The organism is Caballeronia sp. KNU42 (assembly GCF_053760385.1).
Window position 1 is genome coordinate 2,516,505 of record NZ_CM132389.1, and the last position, 24,013, is coordinate 2,540,517.

Annotated in this window: 21 protein-coding genes; 11 read left to right on the forward strand and 10 right to left on the reverse strand. The window is 59.6% G+C overall.

Features of this window, described 5'->3' with window-relative positions; translation table 11 throughout:
- Window positions 1-19: 19 nt before the first annotated feature.
- The 5 genes from ACSOSP_RS30550 to ACSOSP_RS30570 all read right to left on the reverse strand — a co-directional run bounded on the left by ACSOSP_RS30550 (window position 20) and on the right by ACSOSP_RS30570 (window position 6,137).
- Entirely contained in the window at window positions 20-1,336 is a 1,317-nt protein-coding gene (locus ACSOSP_RS30550) for an efflux transporter outer membrane subunit (protein ID WP_455312266.1), read from the reverse strand.
- Window positions 1,337-1,458: 122 nt separating this feature from the next.
- Window positions 1,459-2,595, reverse strand: coding sequence for an HlyD family secretion protein (locus tag ACSOSP_RS30555; protein WP_455312267.1), 1,137 nt, complete (start codon window positions 2,593-2,595; stop codon window positions 1,459-1,461).
- Window positions 2,592-4,178 carry an MFS transporter gene (locus tag ACSOSP_RS30560; RefSeq protein WP_455312268.1) on the reverse strand — a complete coding sequence of 529 codons (1,587 nt, stop codon included), beginning with the start codon at window positions 4,176-4,178 and terminating at the stop codon, window positions 2,592-2,594. The genes ACSOSP_RS30555 and ACSOSP_RS30560 overlap by 4 nt, the downstream gene beginning before the upstream one ends.
- A 237-nt stretch (window positions 4,179-4,415) precedes the next feature.
- A complete protein-coding gene (locus tag ACSOSP_RS30565) occupies window positions 4,416-4,541 on the reverse strand; it encodes a hypothetical protein (protein WP_455312269.1) in 126 nt (41 codons plus the stop codon).
- A gap of 471 nt (window positions 4,542-5,012) precedes the next feature.
- Window positions 5,013-6,137: a hypothetical protein gene (locus ACSOSP_RS30570; RefSeq protein ID WP_455312270.1), complete on the reverse strand. Its 1,125-nt coding sequence runs from the start codon at window positions 6,135-6,137 to the stop codon at window positions 5,013-5,015.
- Window positions 6,138-6,429: 292 nt separating this feature from the next.
- On the opposite strand from ACSOSP_RS30570, the gene ACSOSP_RS30575 reads away from it, so the two are divergent.
- The 7 genes from ACSOSP_RS30575 to ACSOSP_RS30605 all read left to right on the forward strand — a co-directional run bounded on the left by ACSOSP_RS30575 (window position 6,430) and on the right by ACSOSP_RS30605 (window position 13,898).
- Window positions 6,430-7,290, forward strand: a complete 861-nt coding sequence (locus tag ACSOSP_RS30575; RefSeq protein ID WP_455312271.1) for a MurR/RpiR family transcriptional regulator — start codon at window positions 6,430-6,432, stop codon at window positions 7,288-7,290.
- 108 nt (window positions 7,291-7,398) lie between these two features.
- On the forward strand, window positions 7,399-8,388 hold the full coding sequence (locus ACSOSP_RS30580; RefSeq protein WP_455312272.1) for a sugar phosphate isomerase/epimerase family protein: 990 nt from the start codon (window positions 7,399-7,401) through the stop codon (window positions 8,386-8,388).
- A gap of 88 nt (window positions 8,389-8,476) precedes the next feature.
- A complete protein-coding gene (locus ACSOSP_RS30585) occupies window positions 8,477-9,535 on the forward strand; it encodes a sugar ABC transporter substrate-binding protein (RefSeq protein WP_455312273.1) in 1,059 nt (352 codons plus the stop codon).
- A 218-nt stretch (window positions 9,536-9,753) separates the two neighbouring features.
- Entirely contained in the window at window positions 9,754-11,112 is a 1,359-nt protein-coding gene (locus ACSOSP_RS30590; protein ID WP_455313721.1) for a sugar ABC transporter ATP-binding protein, read from the forward strand.
- A gap of 10 nt (window positions 11,113-11,122) precedes the next feature.
- Entirely contained in the window at window positions 11,123-12,079 is a 957-nt protein-coding gene (locus ACSOSP_RS30595) for an ABC transporter permease (protein ID WP_455312274.1), read from the forward strand.
- Window positions 12,080-12,150: 71 nt separating this feature from the next.
- Complete coding sequence (locus ACSOSP_RS30600) at window positions 12,151-13,041, forward strand: PfkB family carbohydrate kinase (RefSeq protein WP_455312275.1); 891 nt, start codon at window positions 12,151-12,153, stop codon at window positions 13,039-13,041.
- Between the two features lie 167 nt (window positions 13,042-13,208).
- Window positions 13,209-13,898 (forward strand): HAD family hydrolase, encoded by a 690-nt coding sequence (locus tag ACSOSP_RS30605; RefSeq protein ID WP_455312276.1) that lies wholly within the window; start codon window positions 13,209-13,211, stop codon window positions 13,896-13,898.
- A gap of 319 nt (window positions 13,899-14,217) precedes the next feature.
- On the opposite strand, the gene ACSOSP_RS30610 is transcribed toward ACSOSP_RS30605, so the two are convergent.
- Genes ACSOSP_RS30610 through ACSOSP_RS30625 form a run of 4 tightly spaced genes read right to left on the reverse strand, consistent with a single transcriptional unit; the run spans window position 14,218 to window position 18,812 of the window.
- A complete protein-coding gene (locus tag ACSOSP_RS30610) occupies window positions 14,218-15,267 on the reverse strand; it encodes an ABC transporter permease (protein WP_455312277.1) in 1,050 nt (349 codons plus the stop codon).
- Window positions 15,264-16,262: an ABC transporter permease gene (locus ACSOSP_RS30615; protein ID WP_455312278.1), complete on the reverse strand. Its 999-nt coding sequence runs from the start codon at window positions 16,260-16,262 to the stop codon at window positions 15,264-15,266. The genes ACSOSP_RS30610 and ACSOSP_RS30615 overlap by 4 nt, the downstream gene beginning before the upstream one ends.
- Window positions 16,255-17,802: a sugar ABC transporter ATP-binding protein gene (locus ACSOSP_RS30620; RefSeq protein WP_455313722.1), complete on the reverse strand. Its 1,548-nt coding sequence runs from the start codon at window positions 17,800-17,802 to the stop codon at window positions 16,255-16,257. The genes ACSOSP_RS30615 and ACSOSP_RS30620 overlap by 8 nt, the downstream gene beginning before the upstream one ends.
- Before the next feature lie 5 nt (window positions 17,803-17,807).
- Window positions 17,808-18,812, reverse strand: a complete 1,005-nt coding sequence (locus ACSOSP_RS30625; RefSeq protein WP_455312279.1) for a substrate-binding domain-containing protein — start codon at window positions 18,810-18,812, stop codon at window positions 17,808-17,810.
- Window positions 18,813-19,371: 559 nt separating this feature from the next.
- Here ACSOSP_RS30625 and ACSOSP_RS30630 point away from each other — a divergent pair.
- Window positions 19,372-20,487 carry a DUF4432 family protein gene (locus ACSOSP_RS30630; RefSeq protein ID WP_455312280.1) on the forward strand — a complete coding sequence of 372 codons (1,116 nt, stop codon included), beginning with the start codon at window positions 19,372-19,374 and terminating at the stop codon, window positions 20,485-20,487.
- Window positions 20,488-20,977: 490 nt separating this feature from the next.
- Window positions 20,978-21,163 carry a hypothetical protein gene (locus ACSOSP_RS30635; RefSeq protein ID WP_455312281.1) on the forward strand — a complete coding sequence of 62 codons (186 nt, stop codon included), beginning with the start codon at window positions 20,978-20,980 and terminating at the stop codon, window positions 21,161-21,163.
- A gap of 47 nt (window positions 21,164-21,210) precedes the next feature.
- Here ACSOSP_RS30635 and ACSOSP_RS30640 read toward each other — a convergent pair whose 3' ends face one another.
- Window positions 21,211-21,492 (reverse strand): hypothetical protein, encoded by a 282-nt coding sequence (locus ACSOSP_RS30640; protein WP_455312282.1) that lies wholly within the window; start codon window positions 21,490-21,492, stop codon window positions 21,211-21,213.
- 323 nt (window positions 21,493-21,815) lie between these two features.
- Between ACSOSP_RS30640 and ACSOSP_RS30645 the strand changes: the two genes are divergently transcribed.
- Window positions 21,816-22,712: a nitrilase family protein gene (locus tag ACSOSP_RS30645; protein WP_455312283.1), complete on the forward strand. Its 897-nt coding sequence runs from the start codon at window positions 21,816-21,818 to the stop codon at window positions 22,710-22,712.
- A 66-nt stretch (window positions 22,713-22,778) separates the two neighbouring features.
- Window positions 22,779-23,945, forward strand: coding sequence for a substrate-binding protein (locus ACSOSP_RS30650; protein ID WP_455312284.1), 1,167 nt, complete (start codon window positions 22,779-22,781; stop codon window positions 23,943-23,945).
- Window positions 23,946-24,013 lie beyond the last annotated feature (68 nt).

Genomic DNA, 24,013 nt, shown 5'->3' on the forward strand with positions numbered 1-24,013 from the left:
CGAAAGACAGAGACACTCGCTAGTCTGCGTCCGCTCTATCGATCATATCTGCGCTCCATCCTCCACCCATCGCCTCATAGAGCGTCACGCGCGCCGCAAGCGTATCGGCACGAAGCTGCACCACACCGAGTTCCGCTGAAAGCAGGTTGCGCTGCGCGTCGAGCTGATCCAGATAGCCGGCGTATCCTTCGCGATATCGATTGGTGGCAATGCGCAACTGTTCGGACAGGGAGTCGCGCTGGGCGATTGCCAGCACCAGTTGCTCATCGAGACGCTGGACGGCGGCCAACGCTTTTTCAGCCTCGCTGATCGCGGTCAGTGCAGTGCCACGATAGGCGAAGGCGGCCTGGTCGCGCTGCGCGCCGGCCTTTTCGGCGAGCGCAGTCAGCTTGCCGCCCTCGAACAGCGGCGCCAGAATGCTCCCGCCTATCGACCAGATATTGAACGGGTAGATCTGCTCCGTGCCGAAGGAGCGGCCAAACGAAGCCGCCAGATTAAACTGCGGCAGGAAGTTCTTGCGCGCCGCGGCTAGCGACTCGTCTGCCGCTGAAAGCTGGTACTCCGCGGCAGCGACGTCGGGGCGCCGCCGCAACAACCCGGATGGCAACTCCTGCGGAATGACCGGATCGGTCAGCGCGTCGAGCACCTTGCCGCGCGGGATATCGCCTGGGATATCGTCGGTGAGCACGCTCAACGAATTTTCGGCGCGCGTAATCGCCAGCTTCGTCTGCGGGATGAGCTGCCCGGTCGAATCGTATTCCGACTGCGCCTGCTGCAATTCCAGCCGCGACGAATAGCCGCTCTCGAATTCCGTTTTGGCAAGGCGCAGCGAATTCGCGCGCGCGGTGAGGGTTGCCTCGGCGATCTTCAACTGTGCATCGAGACTGAGCAGCGTGATATAGCCGCTCGCCGTCGAACTGGCGACTGACAGCCGCGTCGCATCGCGTGCGGCTGCGCTGGCGAGATACGCATCGCGCGCGGCAGCACGCTGGTCGGCCAACCGGCCGAACAGGTCCACTTCCCACGCAGCCTCGATGTCAACCTGTCCGGTGCTTAGCTGGAGTGGCGTACCAAACGGGCTGACGATCCGGGAGCGCCCGGCGTTATCGAAGCCGGCGTTGAGCGTCGGCAGCAACGCCGCACGCGCGATCCTTGTGTCTGCGCGCGCCTCGCGCACGCGGCCGATTGCCTTGCCGATATCGGTATTGCTGGCGAGCGCTTTTTCCACCAGCGCGGTCAAGACCGGATCGCCGAATTGCCGCCACCAGTCCTTGTCCAGCGACATCGTCTGTGCGGCATCGTGTTGCCAAGCCGCGGGCTCGACGACAGCGGGCACCGCGGCGACCTTGACTGGCGGCCCCGCGCAGGCAGACAGCAGCAGGGCAACGCCGAGGCCAGGGACGCAGCTAAGAACGCAACTACGGACGCAACTACGGACGCAACTACGGACGCAGCGCTTCATCGGTCACCATCGCGAGTATCGACCGCGGTTTCGACCGACATGCCCGGTCGCAGCCGCCGCGCCAGTTCCTGTCCCGGATCGACACTGATGCGTATGGCAATGCGCTGCGCGACCTTGACGAAATTTCCGGTCGCATTGTCGGGCTTGATCGCCGCAAACTCCGATCCCGTTGCGGGCGCGATTGTTTCGACATGGCCATGCAGCTGCGCGTCGCCCAGCGCATCGACGCGGAACGTCACGCGCTGGCCGGCCCGCATGCGATGCGTCTGCGCTTCCTTGTAGTTGGCCACGACCCAGACGGTGTGCGGTACCAGCGACATCATCTGCGTGCCCGCCGTGACGTAGTCGCCGTTGCGCACACCGACTTCGGAAAGCTGTCCATCGACAGGCGCGCGAATCACGGTGTTCTCCAGATCGACCTGCGCACTGCGCAGCGCGGCTTTGGCGGAGTCGATCGCCGCCTGCAATCCTGGCCGCGCGACAAGCACGGTGCGCACATCTTCCGAGCCGATCGAGCGGCCCGCGACGGCCTGTTGCAGCGTGGCCCGGGCCGCGAGCAATGCAGCACGGGTCTGGTCGTATTCGCGCTTCGAAAGCGATCCGTCTTTGACGAGTGCATCGGCACGGCGCATGTCGGCTTCGGCGCGGACCTGCTGTGCACGCGCTGCGGCGATGTTCGCATCCTGGCTTTGCGTCGCCAGTTCGCGTGAGCGCTGCGATTGCGCGGAATTAGCGAACGCCGCCCGCTGTGCGGCGAGATTGGCCTCGGCTTGCGCGACCCTCGCAGCATAGATGCGGTCGTCGACGGTCACGAGAATCTTGCCGGCCTTCACTTCCGCAAAATCGTCGACCGGCACGCTGGTGACATAGCCGCTCACCTGCGAACTGATGGTCGTCACCAGCCCGCGCACATAGGCGTTGTCGGTATCCTCCGAAGTGCCGGTGAAAGGCGGCAGGCGCCAGGCGCGCAGGACCACGCCAATCGCGCACAGTGCGAGCAGTGCGATGACGATGATCGTAACCGGGCTCTTTTTCGGCGGATGCCAGCTGCTCGGCTCAGCCGCTGCAGCGGGAGAAACAACCGTTTGCTTCTGGCTATCGCCCGCGGGCAGATCTTTCTTGGGCTCGTTCATTCCGGGCTCTTCCTGTTGGCTTGTGCCTGATTTGCCTTCATCACTTTTTGCTGAAGAAGGATGAGCGGCGAGACTTCGCGGCGTCGCCACATCAACCACTGGATTACCACGCCCCAAACAACGGTCAGGCTGGCCAACACACCCACCAGCAAGAATACGTCGTTATAGGCCAGAACATTCGCTTCGCGCGTTACGCGTAGCGACAGTTGCACCGCTCCTTGGCGAACCTGCGCGGCGACCACTGGATTGCTCATGACGAGAGACTGAACGAGTTCGTTCGAATGAAACCTCTCGCGAACTGTCTGAAAGGTGCCGAGCAAGGTACTGCCGACGACTCCCCCAACGCTCTGGCTGATGTTGAATACAACGATGAAGCTCACGAGATAATTCTGGCTGCCGGCCACGACCATTCGCGAAGCACCGATCACCATCGCCCGCCCCAGGAACAGGAGCGAGGCAAAGCCGATCAATCCCTGGCTGATGTAGAAATTTGCCGGCCTCGACAGGTTGGTTGCGTCCGCATCCATGAAGGCTCCTATCGCGATCAGCGCGGCCGCCACGGCGATCGGCCTGCCTGGATTTTTTGGATCGAGGGTCAGCGCACTGAAGACGATCCCGGCGACCGATGCAACGAGGATGATGGAATTGAGCGTGATCATCTGGTCGTTGAGCATGCCGAACAACGTCAGCAAGCCGACCGATCCAAAGGTTTGCTCGGAGAGGAGGATGCGGATCGCTGCGGCGATCAGCATGACGCGGGCTACTTCGCGGGTGCTCAGCCAGCGCGTATTGATCAATGGATTCATGCGACAGTGTTCGACGATCAGGCCCGCGGCAATCAGGGCCACGCTGGCGACGAGGGCCCAGCCCAGCCAGGCGCGTTCGGTCCACCATTCGATCCGGCCTTCGGAGAATATCGCCACGAATAGTGCGAGCCCGGGCCCCAGCAGGGCCAGAGTCAGGAAGTCGGCCGGCTCGAATACCTTGCGGCGCTCGCTCGGCGGCAAGGGTAGGGCCATCACGGCCGCCAGCGTCGCCAGCGCCATGCCCAGTTCGAACCAGTTGAGCCTGTGCCAGTCACCCGTCTCCAGCAGTCCGGGCGACAGAACGCGCGCGAGCGGCGTCGCAAGCTGGGGAACGCTGATGCCGATGAGCATCCCGAGCATCTTCTTCGGCGGGGGAAACGACTGCATCAGATAATAAATGCCCATCGACGAAAGGCCGGCTGCGGAGATGGCGCTGATAGCCCGCACAGCCACCGCCGAGCCGAAACTCTGCGCGAACACATGTAGCAGCGCGACCAGGACATAGGTGCCGAGCAGGGAGGTGACGAAGCGCCGCAAACCGAACTGCTGGCGAAATTTCACCAGGATCAGGTTGGCGGTCGCATAGACCATGAAATAGGCGGCGGTAAGCCAGGTCGCTTCATCGCTGTAGAGGCCGAGCGTCCCCTGCGCGTAATTCAGATTCACCGAGACCAGCCCGTTGCCGAGTCCTTGGGTGATGCCGATCAGGCAGCCGATCGCGAAATAGGCATAACGCCTTGCCGCCGGATGGTCGGGACTGGCAGGGCCGCCCAGCACCAGCGGCCGTTCATGCGGCTTTAACGCATAGTCGCTCTCTTCAAATTGGGTAGACAAGCAACTCCCCCTAATTTACTGAACGCACACTATCGCTGTCTGGCTGTGCACTGCCGGAAAAATAGCAGGGCGCATGGGAAGTACTTCATATGGCACAAGCGGGTTCCGTACGGTCGAGCGGCGGCCGCCGAGGCGCAAGCTTTGTTGGGTGAGGCGCGGTCGATGCAGTGATCTGGTCTGTTACCAGGGATAGCGTCGCCGCGCGTGCAACACGTTCGGGATCTGAATTCGATCCAACTTCACGCGATAGACGACGATGTAGTTCGGCAGAAGGGTAAGAGCGGGCTCGATCAGAATTCTTCTCATGAGAGTCACCTCTTTTCGATGCGTTAATGATAACGCAGCCCCGTCGGAGCGTCACCGCGACCAGCAAACACCCACTGAAATTCCCCCGCACGTCACTTGAGAAATGTGGCGAGACGGCGACACTTGTAACCGGAAGTAAGCGGAGTGTGCGGTGCACCACATAGCGATCATCCGTCTGCACATACCATGCATTCACTGACCGACAACGACCACCCGGACACATAAAAATCACGATCCAGAGGCAAAAGGCCAGATACGAGGGAAACACCATCAAGGCGGTAACGGGGGTTCCCGCCTTGATTTGCGGCCCGGCTTTTGCCGGGCCTTTTGCTTTCTGCAGCCAATTTGACATCTCCGCATTGGAGACTATTTTTGAGGTTTTCGCTCAGGACGCGAGAAAATTTTCTTCGTCGCCACGTTGACGACCCAATAAATCAGTGGGCCGATGGCGACCGCAGCAATGGCTATAGATCAGACGTGCGCGTTGAGTCTCTTGTCCACTCGCCGCAGCGCGCTGCTCAAGTCTTGGGCCATCTCCGCTGACGTGCCCCAGCCACGTGCTTCATCCGGTGCCGCATTCGGTTCGCCGAGGGGGAGCGTTCTGACATGATTCAGTCGTGCGAGCTCGCTGTCGAGCTCGGCAAGCCACGCGTCGAACAAGACGCTCGCTTCGAGCGCCGTGATGTCCGCGCTTTTGCGCATCTGTTGATAGGCGGTGATCAGGTTGGCCTTCGCGCGCTCGGGGCCATCCGCGCCATCCCAAAGCGCGTTGAGCGCGTCGTTCTTCATGTCTATGAAAGGGCCGAGGCTTTCATCGTCGCGCGACGCTGCCCCGGTGATACCCAGGAGCACATAGTCGGAAGCGCGATACGGGATCTCGCCTGCTGCGGGGGCATCATGAATGCGCAGCCGGCGATCGCGAACGACGAGTGCGCTGGTGTCTGGCGGCACGGGTGGCGCGATCATTGCGCAAAAGCCTGTGGTCAGAGGATCCATCGCGGAGGTCGCGAGCGAGAGCCTCAGTCCGGTCAGCATCACCGTGCCCTGAAGGTTCAGCAATTCGTCCACGCCTTCGAGCAGGGCGGCGCCCGTTCTCGCCATCACACCGATCTGAAGCGCGCCTCCGACCAGATCGGACAAACGCTCGATCATGCTGAGCATGGCCTTCGCGTGATTGGCGCGCTGCACCTGATAGAAGCCGATCGATATGTCGATGTCGCCTCCCCGATACGGAAAAGGTCCGGCGACGCGCGTGTCCAGCACGACCGAGCCATGCTTCGGGTTTTGTTCCGCGTTCTGCTTGTGAATCAGGTTGGGGCCGACCACATAGGGGACCGTTACTCGTTGCTTGCCATGGTTGAATTCGGTCACAACCAGGACGAGCGGGTCGAAGACCGTGTACCACTGATGATTGAGGTCGAGATGCAGTTCGTTGACACGCAGCGTGAAATAAGCCTCGTCTCGCCGGATGCGGGCGCCAGCCGACCCGTCTGGCCAGCATCGCTCCTGCGGGACGACGGCGAGCGCGGGCAGCGGCGCATTGTGACCTTTGATGTGGGACCAGATCTGTTGCACTTGCTCGAAGAAGTCGGTCATGGTGGTGGCCTATTGGGGTGAGAGGAGAGGAAGCGCTGCCAATGCAGCCCTCAGCTTGAGCTCGTGCGACTGGATCTCGTCCCTCTTCAAAAGGACTGGTCAGTCATCAGGCGCTACGCAAGGAAGGCATCAGAAACCGTCGACACCCCCATTCACGACGTTCGCGTTTTGGACGACCAAGCATCTTCTAAAATTCACCGTGCGAAATTTCATAGTAAAGTAAGGGCGTGTGAAACTGATTCCACGCGGCTTCCAGATCCACTTTACTAATCGCTCGCCAGTGATGAATTCAATGCAAAACGAAGCTCCCCCGGTACATCTGATTGGCCCGCGTTTGCGCATGATGACGTCGGCGCTCACGCCGCTCGAGAACAGCCTTGTACGTGTCATTCTCAATCCCGGTTTTAACGACACCACACCGTTAAAGGAGGTGGCTGAGCAAGTCGGGATGTCAGAGGCAATGGTGGTCAAAACCGCGAAGAAGCTGGGCTTCGACGGTTTTCGGCAACTGCGTCAGTCGGTGGCCGCGTACAACCGGCTTCCGGTGAACGAGATGCACAAGGAGTTGCTTCCGACCGACAGCACGGGCGAGATCGTCACGAAGGTATTTCGCACGGCCATCAAGGCGCTTGAGGAAACGCTGGCGATCCTCGATCTGAAAGCCTTCGAGCACGCCGTAACCCTTCTCGCCGGCGCCCGCCAGAGAGACTTCTATGGGCTTGGCGGATCCGCGCAAATCGCCCGCGACGCCGTGCACAAGTTCCTGCGCATCGGCATCCGCGCAACCGGATACGACGACACCCATCTGATGCTGATGTCCGCGTCTCTGCTCTCTGAAAAAGACGTGGTTCTGGCCGTCTCACATTCGGGTCAGACCGCCGGCTTGATCGAGGCGGCAAAGGCTGCGCAGGCAAGCGGAGCGAAGATTATCGCCCTCACGAACTACCCCGACTCGCCGCTCGCCGGGCTCGCTGACGCCGTTCTCTATTCAACCGCGCAAGGCTCGCCGCTGATGGGCGAAAACGCCGCCGCCCGCATCGCGCAACTGAATATTATCGACGCGCTGTTCGTCGCGGTGGCGCAGCATGATTACGGTACCGCAGAGGACAATCTCGCTCGCACCATGGGTGTCGTGGCACACAAGCGTCGCTAAACGCTCTGTCGTTGGACATTCGCGTAAACCCCTTAAACTTTACTATTGACACTTTCATAGTAAAGTAAAGAAAATGGGTTCACGCGATTACCCACGACAGGAGCAACCATGAAATTTGCCGCACGCCTGAACTCTTTTGGAACCCGCCCCGAGATGCAATGGCCCGGCCTGACCGGCAAGCCGAACGTTCTGCAGCTCCTGCAGCGTGCCGCCACCGTGAAGGGCCTGACCCACGTCGATCTGAATTTCCCGAACCATTTTCGCGACGCGGATGCCCGTACCCGGGCGTCGCAACTGGAAGACGTCGGGCTCAAGCTCAACGGTTTCGCGATGCGCTATTACAGCGAGCCGGAGTTCAAGGCCGGCGCCCTGACTCACCCGGACGCGGCAGTGCGCCAGGCTGCAATCGACCTGGCGAAGCGCGGGTTGGATGCGCTGCGAGAGTGTGGCGCGTCACTGATGACCTTCTGGCCCGGACAGGACGGTTTCGAATATCCGTTCCACGCCAACTACGGAAAACTGTGGGACCTGCAGATTGACGGTATACGCCAGCTCGCCGAATACGCGCCCGACATCACATTCAGCCTTGAATACAAACCGGACGAACCCCGTGCATTTTCAGTGCTTAACAATGCCGGCACGACCCTGCTCGCCATCAAGGAACTCGGCCTGAAGAACCTCGCCATGACGCTTGATTTTGGCCATGTGCTTTACGCTCATGAGCAGCCTGCTTGCACGGCCGCCCTGGTGAGCAAGCACTGCCGTCTTGCCGGGCTTCACCTTAATGACGCTTACGGTCACCGCGATGACGGCTTGATGGTCGGTTCCGTCAACACGATCCGTACGATCGAGTTGCTCACGCAACTCGTTCGCGACGGTTACGACGGGGTCTATTACTTCGACACCTTCCCGGACGCAATTGGACTCGATCCCGTGCTTGAGACCGAAACGAATATTCGTACCGTACGGGCGATGATGAAGCTCGCCGAAAAGCTCGCAGCCAATACGGAATTGACCGCGGCGAATGAGCGTCAGGACGCGCTGACTTCCCAACGCATTGTCCAGACGGCCCTGTTTGGAAACCTGTGGACGGAGTGACAAAGGGAGTGGGGGCACACATTGCCCTGCGACCTTGGACCCGGTAAGCCGTGTTCATTTAATCAACAAGCCGTGCAGGAGACAAAAAATGAAAAAGCGTTGGAGCATAGTCACGTCGCTCTTGATCTGCCAAGCCCTTCAGTCAGCGAGCGCTGCAGCGCTCAAGCCGCTAGACCCTGATCGCGAGCCGGATCGCGTGGAGTGGTCGCAATTGACGGAAAAGCTTGGACCGGTTCCCAAACCCAAAGCAGGAACCAAGATTGGCGCTGTCGCCAAGACATTGACTAACGAGTACTGGCGGCTGCTCGGGGATGGCTATAAGGCGGGGTCGGCAAAGTTCGGGGTCACGGACGACCTGCAGGCGGCCCAAAGCGAAGGTGATCAGCTCGGCCAGCTTGCAATGGCAGAGAACATGCTGACGCGTGGCTACACGGCCTTGTTGTTGTCGCCGCAAACAGATGCGAATCTGCAACCGGTGCTCGGTGAGGCTGCCAAGGCGAACGTGCCTGTCATCAACGTCAATGACGCTGTCATTCCGCAAGCCGAACACTATATCGGCAACGTGCAGCGCGACAACGGCGTGCGCGCGGCCCGATGGTTCATCCAGAACCGGCCGGCCGGCGGCAAGATTGCCGTGATCGAAGGTATGGCGGGCGTCTATGCCGCGGTTCAGCGAACCGACGGGTTTAAATCGACGCTCACGAAAGAATCGACCAAATTTTCCGTGGTCGCGAGTGTGCCGGGCAACTGGGATCGACAGATTTCGTATGACGCGGCGGCAACGATCTTGCAACAGCATCCGGATCTGGCCGGCTTCTATTGCAACAACGACACCATGGCCTTGGGGGTAATCGAAGCTGTCAAAGCGGCGGGCAAGCTGAAGCAGGTGGCGGTCATCGGCACAGACGGCACCAGCGATGCGTACAAGTCGATCCTGGCCGGCGATCTGACGGGTACGGTTGATTCCTTTCCTGTCCTGACCGGCGAGGTCGCTGTCGAGACGGCTCTGCGCATTCTCGCCGGTCAGAAGGTGCCACGGGTCGTTGCCACACCGCAAGCACTTGTCACCAAGCAGAACTACGCAAGATACAAGACTGACGAGGCGTCACAACGCAAGGCCCTGATCGAGGACAGTGCCAAAAAATAGGCGTTCGAATGGGAAATGCCGGGCCTTGCGGCCCGGAGAACGTCTTGTCAGGCAAAAGGTGAATCGAATGACTACCTCGTATGCACTACAACTGAGCCACATCACCAAGCATTACGCCGCGGTCAAGGCGCTCACCGACGTTCATCTCCGGGTCCGGAAGGGGGGAGGTTCACGCGCTCGTTGGCGAGAACGGGGCCGGCAAGAGCACCTTGTTAAAGGTGATTTCGGGTGTCATTCGCCCTGACAGCGGCGAAATACGTCTTGGGGATCAACTCGTTTCGCTCAATTCGCCCAAGGATGCGAAGCGCGCGGGAATCGCAATGATTCATCAAGAACTACAGTTGGTCCCGGAACTGGATGTGGTTCAGAACATGTTTCTCGGCGCGCCTCGCACCCGCTTTGGAACACTGCTCGATCGCGCGTCGATGATGGAACGAGCCGGCAGCGTGCTGCATCCGCTCGATCCGACTATTCCCTTGACGGCCAGGATTCGGCAGCTGAGCGTCGCGCAAAAGCAGATGGTGGAAATCGCGCGCGCGTTGTTGGCCGATGCTCGCGTCATCGCGATGGACGAGCCGACTTCAAGCCTCACGCCCGCGGAATTCGACAAACTGTCCGAGATCATTCGCAAACTGTCACAGCAAGGCGTCGCGGTCATCTATGTGTCGCACAAGCTCGACGAACTGTTCGCGGTATGCAGTCGCGCGACGGTCCTGCGCGACGGGAAGTTTATCGACGAGCTGGATCTCGAAGGCGTGACCGAGCAGCAACTGGTGCACAAGATGGTTGGCCGGGAACTGGCCGCATGGCCCAAGCGCGAGTACAGCGAAGCGGACACCGTGCTCTCCGCCAATGCGCTCTCCTGGGGAACGCGAGTGCGGGACGTGTCACTCACGCTCAAGCGCGGGGAAATTCTCGGTATCGCCGGTCTCGTCGGAGCGGGGCGAACCGAACTGGTCAAGCTTCTTGCCGGCGTCGAACGGGCGGACAAAGGCGAGATTCACAAGGATGGACGGCTTCTGAAACTGCGCTGCGCGCGCGACGCCATCAAGGCCGGCATTGTCCTGGTGCCCGAGGAGCGCAAGGTCGAGGGCATCGTGCCGATGCAATCCATCTTCTCGAATATTTGCCTGCCGGTGCTGGGCAAATGGACACGAGCGGGATTCATACGACGGGCCGCGTTGCACAAGCGCGCCATGGAACTCGCGAAACAGGTCAATCTTCGACCGTTGCAGCTTTCCCGGCCCATACGCCTCTTGAGCGGCGGCAATCAGCAGAAGGCGATCATCTGCCGCTGGCTCAATTCGGGCGCCGACGTTCTGATATTCGACGAACCCACACGTGGTGTCGATGTAGGCGCGAAGCAGGAGATCTACCAGCTGATCGAGCGGATCGCCCATGAGGGGCGCAGTGTTGTCATCGTTTCGTCCGAGCTTGATGAGGTCATGCGTCTGTCGGACCGAATACTGGTCATGCAGTCCGGACGCATGTCCGGAGAGGTCCACAGCGCGAACTTTTCTGAAGCCGCCATCATGACTTTGGCGATTCCGCGTGAATTGAACACGCAGCCGTCTTAATGGAAACACCATGAATACTCGAACCCTTTCGAACGTGGCGCTGCCTTTCTCAGTGCGCGATCTTGGAACCCTGATCGGGCTGGTGCTGATATTTGCCGCGTTTTCGTTCGTGGCGCCATCATTCCTGAATTCGCAGAACATCATCAACATCTTCCAGCAGAGCAGCATCAACGCCTGCGTTGCCATCGGCATGACGATTGTCATTATCAGCGGCGGAATCGATTTGTCAGTTGGACCGGTTGCCGCACTTTCTGCGGTTGTTGCAGGAACACTGATGCTGAAAGGGCTGCCGCCGGCCATCGGGTTCCTCGCTGGAATCGGTGTGGGTGTCGTATGCGGGACCATCAACGGCGTCATCGTGGCGTACTGCGGGTTGCAGCCGTTCATCGTGACGCTCGGCACCTTGAGCATCTATCGTGCGGTCGCTTTGATCTTCACTGGCGGCAATCCCGTGCTCGGCATCCCCGATGACTTTCGCAACTGGCTGTCCGCCACCGCGTTCGGCTTGCCCATGTCGGTGATCCTGGTGGCGATCGTCGCGGTCTGCGCATGGCTGATGCTGCGCAAGACTCCGATCGGCGAGTATCTCTTCGCCGTGGGCGGCAACGAGGAAGCGTCGCGCGTGGCCGGTGTGCCGGTCGAGCGCACGAAGATCGTCGCCTATGCGATCAGCGGTGCGCTGGCTTCGCTCGGTGCAATGATTGTTGTCGCTCGGCTCGGTGCAGCAGAACCGATTCTCGGCAACCTTTGGGAACTCGAAGCGATCGCGGCGGCGGCTATTGGCGGTGCTTCGCTGCTGGGTGGCAAAGGCGGCATAGTCGGGACGCTGCTCGGCGCGATCATCCTGGGTGGCATGCGCAATGGACTAACGCTCATGAACGTGCAGGCTTTCTACCAGTTGCTGGCGACAGGCATTGTCATCCTGTTGGCGATGATGGTGGACCGGTTGACGAGAGGCCGCCGATAGGCGTCGTCGAAGCACACGCTGTGTCAGAGCTATCTGAAGTTTGATGACGGACAAAATTGTTGAGGTATCGCATGAGCGAGTCGGTTGCAGTCTTGGGCAGTATTCATATGGATCTTTTAGTGGGGGCGTCGCGCCTGCCGATTCTCGGTGAAACGCTCATGGGTGGTAACTGGTACCAGACTCCCGGAGGCAAGGGGCTTAATCAGGCGGTTGCCTGCGCGCGAGCCGGAATCAAAGTAGCCATGTACGGCGCGGTAGGCAGCGACAGCTTCGGGGATTCACTTGTCGCTTACATGAAAAGCCATCATGTCTGCACGCATAACGTGACCCGCGTCGCTGAGCAGCGCTCGGGCATCAGTATTGTCGTGCGAACGCCCGACGACTATGGGGCCGTGGTTTCTTCGCAGGTCAACGCATACCTGAGAAGCGGCATCGTCGCGCAATGGGCGGACTCGCTGGCAAATACCGGCCTCCTGGTTCTTCAGAACGAAATTCCGGAAGAGGTAAACGTTGCGGCCGCAGCGCTTGTCAGACGCGCGGGCGGGCAGGTCGTACTCAACGCGGCACCAGCCCGGCCCCTGTCGAAAGCGCTCTCCGATCAGCTGACGCTCCTTGTGGTCAACGCTGTCGAAGCGTCCATGATGGGCGCCGGTGACGTGCACGATTTACAGTCGGCCGTGAGCGCGTGCGAGCAACTGCAGGGGTCGCTTGATTGCGCGGTTGTTGTGACGGCCGGTCCTCATGGCGCCGCGTGGATGCTCGGAAGCGGTGAACGAGGGAGTGTTGCCGGAATCAGGGTCGATGTCATCACGTCTCATGGAGCGGGCGATGCCTTTATTGGCTACCTCGTGGCGGAGCTTTCTCGCAAGCGGCACCTCGGCGAGGCCGTTGAGGTTGCAAACAAGCAGGCCGCGTTGTTCGTTTCTACTCCACGGCCACGGGATCAGGGAACGTTGGCGTGAAAAGTCGGCGGTGTTAAAAGGGCGCGGGTTACACCGCGCCCACACCTATTTCTGCGCCAGCGAAAAACTACAAAACATACCGATAGATGGCACTACGAATAGAAAATAGCGAGCACTCAAGTGACGTCCTGACAGACAAAGGTTCGCGGGTACGTTGCCACGGATCGATGAAAGAACTGCCGTTTGATGCAGTCATGTTCGACTGCGATGGAACACTTGTCGACTCCGAGCCCATAACGACCGGAGTCCTGGCCGACATGTTGAGACAGTCTGGCTGGCAAATCACGCAGAAGGAGATGGACGAATTCTTCGTCGGTCGTTCGGTAAGAGACCAACTGCCGCTTATTGAAACCAGGACCGGTGCGCCGGTGACATCCAACTGGCTGAAAGCATACCGGGCCCGGCGCGATGCCGAACTGACCGAAAGAGTCACCGCGACCTCCGGTGTCGCGAGCGCAATAGCGCAATTGGCCGACATGACGGGCGCACGTCTCGCGGTGGTCTCCGCGTCCGACCGGAGCAAGGTTCGACTGCAACTCACGAAGGTCGGCATCATCCACCGGTTCGGAAACAACATCTTCAGCGGCCATGACGCCGAACGCAACAAACCCCATCCCGACGTCTATCTTGAAGCAGCGGCTGCGATGGACGTTCCCATATCCCGTTGCGCGGTCGTGGAGGACACGGTCTCCGGCGTAACGGCGGGAGCGAGCGCGGGCGCCACCGTTTTCGCCTACCTTCCGATGGATCGCGACCAGGGCAATCGGGAGGTTCTTCTACAGGCGGGCGCTGTGCACGTATTTAGCGACATGCATTCATTGCCGATGTTGCTCGCGTCTGTGGAGATAGCGGAATGAAACGCGATTTCCACTGACGGCGAAGCGTGAAGATGCTGACTAAACTCGCGCCTGGAAACATCGAGATGACAATTACTGCGGTTGATATTCAACTGAGTCGTCGCTTGGGTGTTAGCCGCATGTTCGAGACGCGAGAGCTTCCATGGAGGCGAAAGTATCTGTTGTCAGTCGCACGCCATGGCCGGCAGATTTGCAGCGAGGGGGCTTCTCAGCGTCCGATAGAAGAAAGCCGGTTTGGCCCGATAACCCTCCACGCGCCAAGACGCCCCATGGATCGCCAGGCAGGGTCACTAGCTGGCGGTCGGGCAAGCCAGCCACGTCATTTGCGCCTTGCCCACCACGTTCGCACTACGCCGGCGCCCGCAACGCCAATTAGCGTGGCGCCCCAGATGGATAGCGTAATGAACTGACTCAGGTCGATCATGCTGGCCGCAGTCGATATGAGCTGCAGGATCACCAGCGCAAGCACGAGCCCGCTGACCCGGCCGAATCCACCCGTTGGGCTGACACCGCCAAGAACGGCCGCGAGGATGGTCACGAGCAGATAACTTTCGCCGTAGGCGGCGTTCGCCGAGTCAAAGCGGGCCATCATCACCAATCCGGCAAGGGCGGACAGGAGTGAGGAAAGAAGATACACGCGCATCTGCACGCCTCTGGTATTGACACCGGAGTAGCTCGTTGCCCGTTCGTTCGAACCGATCAATGCAATCCGTAAGCCGAGGGGGCTACGTGTCAGCATCACGCTGACCGGCAGGGCGACGGCAACAAACAGCAACAATGCAGCGGGTACGCCGAACACCAGGCCATGGCCCAAAAAAAGAACCGCGGCAGGAAAACCGGAGATGACGCCGCCGTGCGTGAGGCCAACCGCAACCCCTTTTACGACTGTCATGCTCCCCAGCGTCGCGAGAATCGGGGAAACACGCAAATAAGCAATCAGCCAGCCGTTGAGTGTGCCGACAAGCGCCGCAACCGCGAGGCCGGCCATCAGCGCGCCTGCGACCCAAAGGGTTGAGGTGAGCGCGCTGCTGCCCGGCAATACATGCGTGCACATCCATGCCATCGCCAGTGCGCTCAGGTTCGCGGTGGCGATGATGGAGAGATCAAGTCCGCCGGATAGCAGGGGTATCAGCATGGCCAGCGAAAGCAGACCAAGTTCGGGAAGTTGAAAGGCCATCGACCGCAAGCTGCCCGCACTGAACAGCTGTGTTCCTGCGATGCTTCCAAAGAAGATGGAAAGCGCGATGAGCAGTCCGATGAGTCCGAAATTGGTCGGTCCGACGGTGGACCGGATGGTGGCGATACCGGATGCAAGGGGAGTGGGAGTTGCCACCGTTGCGGCCTTATGGTTTGAGTGAAGCAGGCTCATGCGGTGGTCTCCTGAAGAATCGCTTTGCGGGTTGCCCGTTGCCGCGCCATCGTTGCCACTGCGAAAAGAATGACGATGCCGGTACAGAGTTCTGACCAGTAGGATGAAACGCCCATCAGCGCGAGACCGTTTTGCAGGACCGCAAGCAGCACGACACCCAGCGCGGTGCCAGGCACGCTGCCAACCCCTCCGTTCAGACTCGCGCCTCCGAGTACAACGGCTGCCAGAACGTCGAGTTCACGGCCGACCAGCGCTGAAGGGGACACCGACTGGACGTATTGCGCATGCACGAGTGAAGCGAGCCCTGCAAGCATCCCCATGAAGCAGTAGACAATCAGGTTGAGCTGGAAGACCTTGAATCCGACCCGCCGCGCCGCCTCAGGATTGCCGCCCATGGCCACGATCTGGCGACCCACGCTGGTCCGGCTCATCATCAACCATGTAAAAGCAATAACGGCTACGAGCGTAATGATCTGGAAATTCAGCGCCTGTTGTGCGCCATGGGAGTCCGTGTAAAACACCCAGTGCAGACCTTCTGCAAACCAGTCCGGCAGGGAATAGATGTCCTGGCCCTTGGTCACGCTCATCAGCAGTCCATAGAACAGGCTCTGAGTCGCTATGGTGACAATAATGCTCGACAGGCGCAGCGTACTGACCAGCACGGCGTTAAACAATCCCAGCAACGCGCCGATGAGAAGACTGACAAGGATGAGGCCGGTCCATCCAACCATCCCATGGTTGGCGAGGGTCAAGGCTATGTATTGCGTGATGGATGCCGTCGCTGCAAAGGATATGTCGACACCACCCGACACAAGGACAACAAGCAGTCCGGTCGCCAGGATGCCGGTGAATGCGGTGGATGTGGCGAGGTCCATCAGGTTCTGCACCGTCGCGAAGCGGGGTGTCGTGATGGCCAGGAGAACACTCAGCAAAATGACCACGCCGAGGATGCGCGCTTCCGGCGCGCTACGTAGATGACGCCATTGCTCAGCCATGGACGGCCTCCTCAAGGATGTCGGCGCTGGTATTGCCGGCGATATGCTCAGAGACAATACGGCCTTGCCGCATCACCACGATTCGATCGCTATGAAACAGCACTTCGGGAATCTCGTCTGAAATCATGATTACCGCCATACCTTGTGCGGCCAGCTCCCGTATGACTTCGTAGATGCCGTCTTTCGCGCCGATATCGACGCCAACAGTCGGACTGTCGAGTATCAGAACCCGGGGATCTGTCGCGAGCCACTTGGCCAGGACGACACGTTGTTGATTGCCGCCGGACAGCGTGGACACTGCATTGTTGGCATCGCGGGTCTTGATGCGAAGGCGGTCGATCCCATGCTTCTCGGCTTCGTTGCGCCGTTTGGTGCTGATCAGGCCGAGGCCGTTGGTCAGACTGTCGAGCACCGAAACGATAATATTCGAACCGATGGATTGCTCGACCACGAGGCCAAGGCTCAGCCGGTCCTCTGCCAGATAGGCGATACCGTGGCGGATGGCGTCGCGGTTGCTGGAGAGGTTGACCGCCTCGCCGTCCACGCGGATTTCTCCGCGGTCCGGACGGTTCATGCCGAACAGGGAAAGTGCCAGCTCGGTGCGCCCGGCTCCGAGCAGTCCGGTGACACCCAGGATCTCGCCGGCGCGCACCTGCAGAGTGATGTCGTCGTATTCGCCCGAGCGGCTCAATCCATGGGTTGACAAGGCAATGGGCGCACTGCTGTGGTCGATCTGCCGGGGTTGATATCCATACGCCTGACCGGTCATCAGCATCGTGAGACGTTCATCGTTCATCTCGCTGGCGGGGTAGCAGCCTTGCGAGACCCCGTCGCGCAAGACGGTCACCCGTTCAGCGACCTCCATCACTTCGTCGAGCCGGTGGCTCACGAAAAGCACCGTTACACCGCGCTCCTGAAGTTGGCGGGTCAACGCCAGCAACGCGTCGACTTCGTGGCGCGTCAGTGATGCAGTGGGTTCATCCATGACCACGAGGCGAGCCTGACCGGCCATGGCCCGGCAAATGGCCACCAATTGACGCTGGGCAATACCGAGTTCGGCCACCCGTATCAGAGGATCGAGCGCGATACCGAGATGCTCCATTGCTTCGCGCGCGGTATCGCGTATTGCTTTGCGATTCACGTTGTGCCAGCGGCCGGCGTGCTGCGCAACCGCGATGTTTTCCTCGACCGTGAGGTTAGGGAACAGCGACAGATCCTGGTAAATGACCTGCACGCCCAGCCGCGTGCTGATGGCAGGGGTGAGGTGAGTCTGCAGTTGACCATCGATTGTGATGAGGCTGTCGGCGTCGGGACGCTCGACGCCGGCAATGATCTTGATCAGGGTCGATTTTCCTGAACCGTTCTGCCCGCAAAGGCAATGAACCTCGCCACGTCGCAGCGTCAGGCTCACGCTTGATAGCGCCTGGACACCACCGTAGCGTTTCGACACGTTGTGCAGATTGATGAACGGTGTTTCTTGAGTAGAGCCCGTCGGACCGCTCAGCGGTGTCTGGGCTGCTGGCGACGGGGTCGGGCTCATGTCGGTCACAGTCCTTGCTTGACGAGACCGTCGATGGTCGATTTGTTGATGGTCAGGATGCGGTCCAGCATCACAACACGGCTGGCCTCGTCGACCGTTGCCTTGCCGAGACCCGGCACGTCCATACCCGACTGGAACTTGTCGCCGTTAATGGTCATGTGCGCGACGGCGACCATGGCATAGCCGGCGTCTCGTGGACTCCACAAGAATCCTTCGCGGATCACCCCCGCCTCAATGAGCGGTTTCGCCTGAGAAGGGATCACCGTGCCGACCAGTGCGACCTGCTTCTGCAGTCCGCGCTGGCGCAGCACGTTGCCGACCCCGATCGGGCCGTTCGAACCCATGGAGACAATGCCGCGAATATCCGGATAGGTCTGGAAAATCTCTTGTGCCACGCGCGTGGACTGGTCGATGAGGTCGGCACCCGGGAATCGGTCCGCGACCTGATGCATCTTGGGGAAGTGGGCCTTCTGATAGGCGACGGCGGCATCCGCCCACTGGTTGTGACCGGTTGTCGTCAGCGTTCCCACCAGAATCGCGTAACCACCTTCGCCGCCCATCTCGCGCGCCAGCGACTTCATCTGCGCCTCACCGTAAGCCTGCGCGCTCATCAGTTCGACGTCCCACGTTTTGCCCTGCTGGGTAGGGCCTTCCTGGGTAATCACAATGATCCCGGCTTTACGCGCGAGTTGCACTACCTGCTCGGTGACGCGCGTGTCGAGGGGCACAAGACCAATGATGTCGACCTTGCGAGCGATCAGGTCTTCAATCAGCTTGACCTGCTGCGCAGGGTCGGGGGTTGCGGGTCCCGTCATTGACGACTGGATCGAGTACTTGGCCGCGGCATCATTGAGACCCTGGTTGAGAATGTTGAACCAGGGGACACCGGCTTCCTTGACAACAGTCACCATCGTCTTGGTTTCAGCAGCGCGGCCGAGGGAAGGAATCTCCCACAGACTGCTCCCAAGCAGCGTGCCACCCAGCACGGAAAGGCATTGTCGACGATTCATAAGGGTTCCTGATCTGGTGAGATGTTCTGAGGAATTCGCAGTTTTCCTATGTATCGACATAGTCGACTGCGGGAAACGCCAAGCGGTGGTGACGGGCTTTCAGCATCGGCACTCCGCAAACTCTATCCAGACTCAACTTTACCCAAACTACTTTTACAGTGAAGTATGAGAAACCCTTGAACACTATTCGGGACCCCGCTGCGACACGCTACGGTGCAGCTTCAAACAATCTCGATGATCCGGGCGATATATCTTTTCACTATCCAGCGATTTCGCTGTGCCGCAACGGCAAATGCAAAGCCGCAAACGATGTTGTATGACGCAGACCTTTACCCGTAACCAAAAGGAAGCAGGCCGGGCAACGGTAGGGGATTCTCTCAAGCGCCGGTAAAGTCGATTGAAGAGCAGGCATTTTCGATCTTCACATCAACCCTATGAAGCAATTTCCTGTTCGTTCTGCCGCGTGACGACGCCGCGTAATCGATGGATGTTCTGCGGACCGAAACTCACGTTACTTTACTATCTTGTTATTGTTAGTGAAAATATGTCTGTCTCAGGCATGCGACTTGAGGCCACTCAGCGAGGCTCGGCCATGCACTCTTTCGAAATCCATCTCAGCCCCGATCAGTTTGATGTCTCTGGCCGGTGTGTTGTAAGCAGTGACATGTTTAACGTCGAACTATTCCGCTATCACACGGGTGTTCCGGCAGTCCGGCTGAAGAACAATCGTGGCGCTCTGGAGGTGTTGCCTTATTGCGGGCAGATGATCTGGAGCGCGACGTTCGACGGCGTGAATCTAACCATGGGCAGTCCGTTCCGTGCACCGCGTCCGACTCAGGATCTTCTGGCCACTTACGGGTGCTTTCTGTACCACTCCGGAATTCTGCGCAATGGCAATCCGGGCCCGGAGGATGATCATGCGTTGCACGGGGAAATGCCATGCGCTCCGATGGACCGCGCGACATTGACTATCGGTACAGACGCACTTGGGCCCTGGCTCGAATTGAATAGCGAGTGCGAGTACGTGCGTGGTTTTGGCGATCATTATCTGGCCCGGCCTGCCGTGCGCCTGCGGCCGGATTCCGCGTGCTTTGAGGTGCGAATGGAGGTGCGCAACCTGGGCCGCGAGCCGATGGACCTGATGTACATGTGCCATGCGAACTTCGCGTTTTTGCCAGGTGGCCGACTGATTCAACCAGCTCCGTTTGATTCCAGGCATACGGCAATCCGGGCGGCGGTTCCCGCGATCGTAAAATCAAGTCCTGATTACCTGACACGACTCGATCAGATAGGACAGGACCCGTCGGAAACTGAGTGGCTGGACCAGGTTGCGCTCTTCGATCCCGAGCTTGTCTTTTATCTCAGGGGCTTGCGTGAGGGTGACGATGGGTTGACCCGCTTCATGCTGAAGGCGCGAGACGGCTCGGCGTTTTGCGTACGTTATCGGCAGAAAGAGTTTCCGCATGCGATCCGGTGGCTGCTGTACAACAGCCGTGCGCAGGTGGCGGGGTTCGCGATGCCTGCCACCTGTGAAGTGGAAGGGCATGCGGCCGAGCGGCGAAAGGGGAACGTCCGTCAACTTGGGGGAGGTGAGTCGGCGGCGTTTTCGGTGGAGATGGGCCATTTGAACGAGGCCGAGGCGCTCACGGAAGAAGCACTGATCCGCAGTGCCTGATCCAGTTGAAGACTTTCTGAACGCAAACGGGCGAAGCCTGGAGCATCCATCGCGCTATGCATGTGCCGGCACCACAAGTGATGTTCCGCCTTGGATGAACGTCAGCTTGCGTGATACGAAGTGATTGATCGCTTTAGACCACGTGGAGACGGAAATGGCCAACAAGACCTTCGACGATTTACCCCGAAGCTAGCAGGAAGACTTCCGAACCGTTTGCTTGAATGCCGGGCTCGCGCCAGACGCATTTACCGTGTCTTATACAGAGGATTTAGTCGGGACCGATGACATCAAGGTGTTGGAGCGCGAGGTTATGGTTAGTTATGTTTAGTTTTGGCAATATCACTCGTGGATACACCACTGGCAACGGCACACACTGGAGGGTCGATTTCGAGGATGACGTAAGGTCGCATGTGTTCGTCTAGCTGCGAGCTATGCTGTGCACCGAACTCCGTTGTATTGAACAGTATAAAGACCGATAACGATGGAAAGAATGTTCGTGATCGTCTCGGTGATCCTAATGGCAGCATATGCCTCACCGGCTGTGTTCAAAGATCCGAAAACAGGCCAGGTCGCTCAATGCAACGCATCGACACCTGGCGTCTTTCCGATTATCGTGCAGCACGAAATCGCCACCTGCTCTGACGCATACGCGCGCATGGGCTGGGTGAAGCAGTGAGCCGCAAGATCTACGAACACACCTGGTTACTTACCATAGGCAGGCCTTTAGCTGTCATCGAGCGCCGCGAAGCCTCGCTCCAGTAACGCACCCTGATGGGTAAAGCGGGTAGCGTCGCGGGTCCTAAGCTTGCCAAGATTCTCGATCTTCCAGCGGATTGCCGGTAGGTCGCGTAGATGGTCGTACGGCATCAGTGACCAGTCTGGCTCGAGTCTCACGAGCGAGGTGAGAAATTCGCGGTGCTCCGTGGTCAACGCCCGCGGAAGGTCATGGTGGAGTCGGGATTGGACAGCCTCCAGTGCAGCCAGATCGACCTGATCAACGGTCATGCCGACAAAGCCGGCCTCGTATTCGTCCTCAAGCGATCGCGGCTTCGCAAAGAGTGCCGACCTGGATGACTGTTGTCAGGCTCCTAGCGACCTCCAGAGAAAACTATGACATCGCTGTCCGGAAGTTCTGCCTCAAGGACTTACCCTGCACAATGTCAAACTTCTTGACATTGTGAATTTGGTTTCATAAATTCGCTTCAACCGAGCCGTCATTTGTCCTGGCGGCTCCACGGCAACGATGCCGTGCTACATATGGAAGGCTATGCAGCCCCCGAACTTGCGTCCAACGCTGGTTCGGGGGCTTTTTGCTTTTGGGAGAAGAAATGGTGACATTGGAATACAACCGCTCGGAACGTAGCGCTGAAAGCCTGGTCGTGGCATGCGTTCAGATGGAACCTCATGTCGGCAGGAAGCATGACAACGTGGCGCAATGCATTCGGCACATCGAGGCCGCCGCGGCTCACGGCGCGTCGCTGGTGGTGTTGCCTGAGCTGGCCAATACCGGCTACGTGTTCGCCGATCGCGCTGAGGCGTTCGCGCTGGCCGAACCGTTACCGGAAGGGGAAACCACGCAATTGCTTGCAGAAGCGGCGCGGCGTCTCGGCGTCCATATTGTCAGCGGTATCGCTGAGAGGGCAGGCACGCAACTGTATAACTCAGCGATCCTGACCGGGCCGGCGGGTCACGTCGGCGTCTATCGCAAGCTGCATCTCTGGAATAACGAGCACCTCTTCTTCGAGCCGGGCGACCGCGGCGTTCCAGTGTTCGACACGCCATTGGGACGAATCGCGATCGCTATCTGCTACGACGGCTGGTTTCCCGAAACATACCGGCTCGCCGCGATGCAAGGTGCGGATATCGTTTGCGTGCCGACCAACTGGGTACCCATGCCCGCGCAACCGGACGATCGTGCTGCCATGGCCACGACGCTCACCATGGCGGCCGCGCACAGCAACGGCGTGGTGATCGCATGTGCAAACCGCATCGGCATAGAGCGTGGTCAGCCGTTCATCGGCCAGAGCCTGATCGTGGGCGGCAACGGCTGGCCTGTTGCGGGTCCGGCCAGCGTTGACCGGGAAGAAATCCTGTACGCCGCAATCGATCTGACGCGCACCCGTTCGGAACGCACGTTGAACGCCTTCAATCACGTGCTGCACGATCGTCGCGCGGACGTGTACGACCCAATGCTTGGAACCGGCTGGCCGACCTCAGCCGCATGAAGCATCCAATCGCACGCCCCGATGAAACACAAGAACTTCATTCGACCACTGTGAGGAAAAAAATCCATGACTACGTTCAATAGACAATTCTTTGGCACTGCAGCGGCACTCGTTGCAGCCTGCGCCTGCATGAGTGCGCTCGCCGCCGATCCGATCAGGATCGGCGTAGCGGTCGGACTGTCTGGCGCAAATAGCGTGGTTGCGCCAGCGGTGGTGCAGTCGTCGCAACTCGCCGTCGACGAAATCAATGCAGCGGGTGGCATCTTGGGCCGCCAGGTGCAGCTCGATATTACCGACGATGCATCCGGTGCGGTCGGCGCGCAAAAAGCGTACGACACGCTCGTGTTCCAGAAAAATGTCGACGCGATCATTTCCATGGAAACGAGCGCCGCGCGTAACGCGGCGCTGCCCATCGTGGCGCGGGGTAAAAAGCCGTTCGTGTACACGTCGTTCTACGAGGGCCGTTCGTGCAGTCCGTGGATGTATGTCAACGGCTGGGTGCCTGAGCAGCAGGTCGCGCCGGTGGTCGATTATTTCGCGAAAAGTCTCGGCGCCAAGACCTTCTACCTGGTTGGCAACGACTACGTTTTTGGCCGCGGTATGCTTGGATTTACCAAAAAATACATCGAGGAGCATGGCGGCAAGGTAGTCGGCGAGGAATACTTACCAATCGACGGCACCGACTGGACGCCGATTCTTTCCAAGATCCGATCGGCTCATCCCGATGCGCTGATCAGCGCGACGGCCGGCGGCGCACCTAACGTGTCGCTCGCCAAACAGTTGAAGGGTTCCGGCATGACGCTGCCCTATGGCAACCTGGCAATCGATGAAGGCACTGCGAAGAGCATGGGCGACGTTGCCACGGGCATGTACATGTCGGGCTCCTACCTGACGGGCATCGATACCCCGGGCAACAAGAAATTTGTCGCCGCCATGACCAAAAAATTTGGCAATGACCTGAAGACGCCGAATGAGTTGTCCGAGCCGCAGTACGAAGCGTTCTTCCTGTACAAGGCCGCGGTCGAAAAGGCTGGCTCCACCGACGCCGACAAGGTGATCAAGGCGCTGGGCCAGGTGTCGTTTGACGGACCACGCGGAACGGTGGCGATGAACAAGAGCCGTCACGCGCCTCTCGCCATGCGCCTCGGCCAGATCCAGCCGGACGGCTCGGTCAGGATCCTGCAGACCTTCCCTAATGTGGATCCGGGCGCGCAGTGCCCGAACATCAAGTAAACGCAACGGAAAATTTAACATCAGTCTGATGCGCCTGCGCAAGCGGCGCATGAGCGGATGTGACTGGA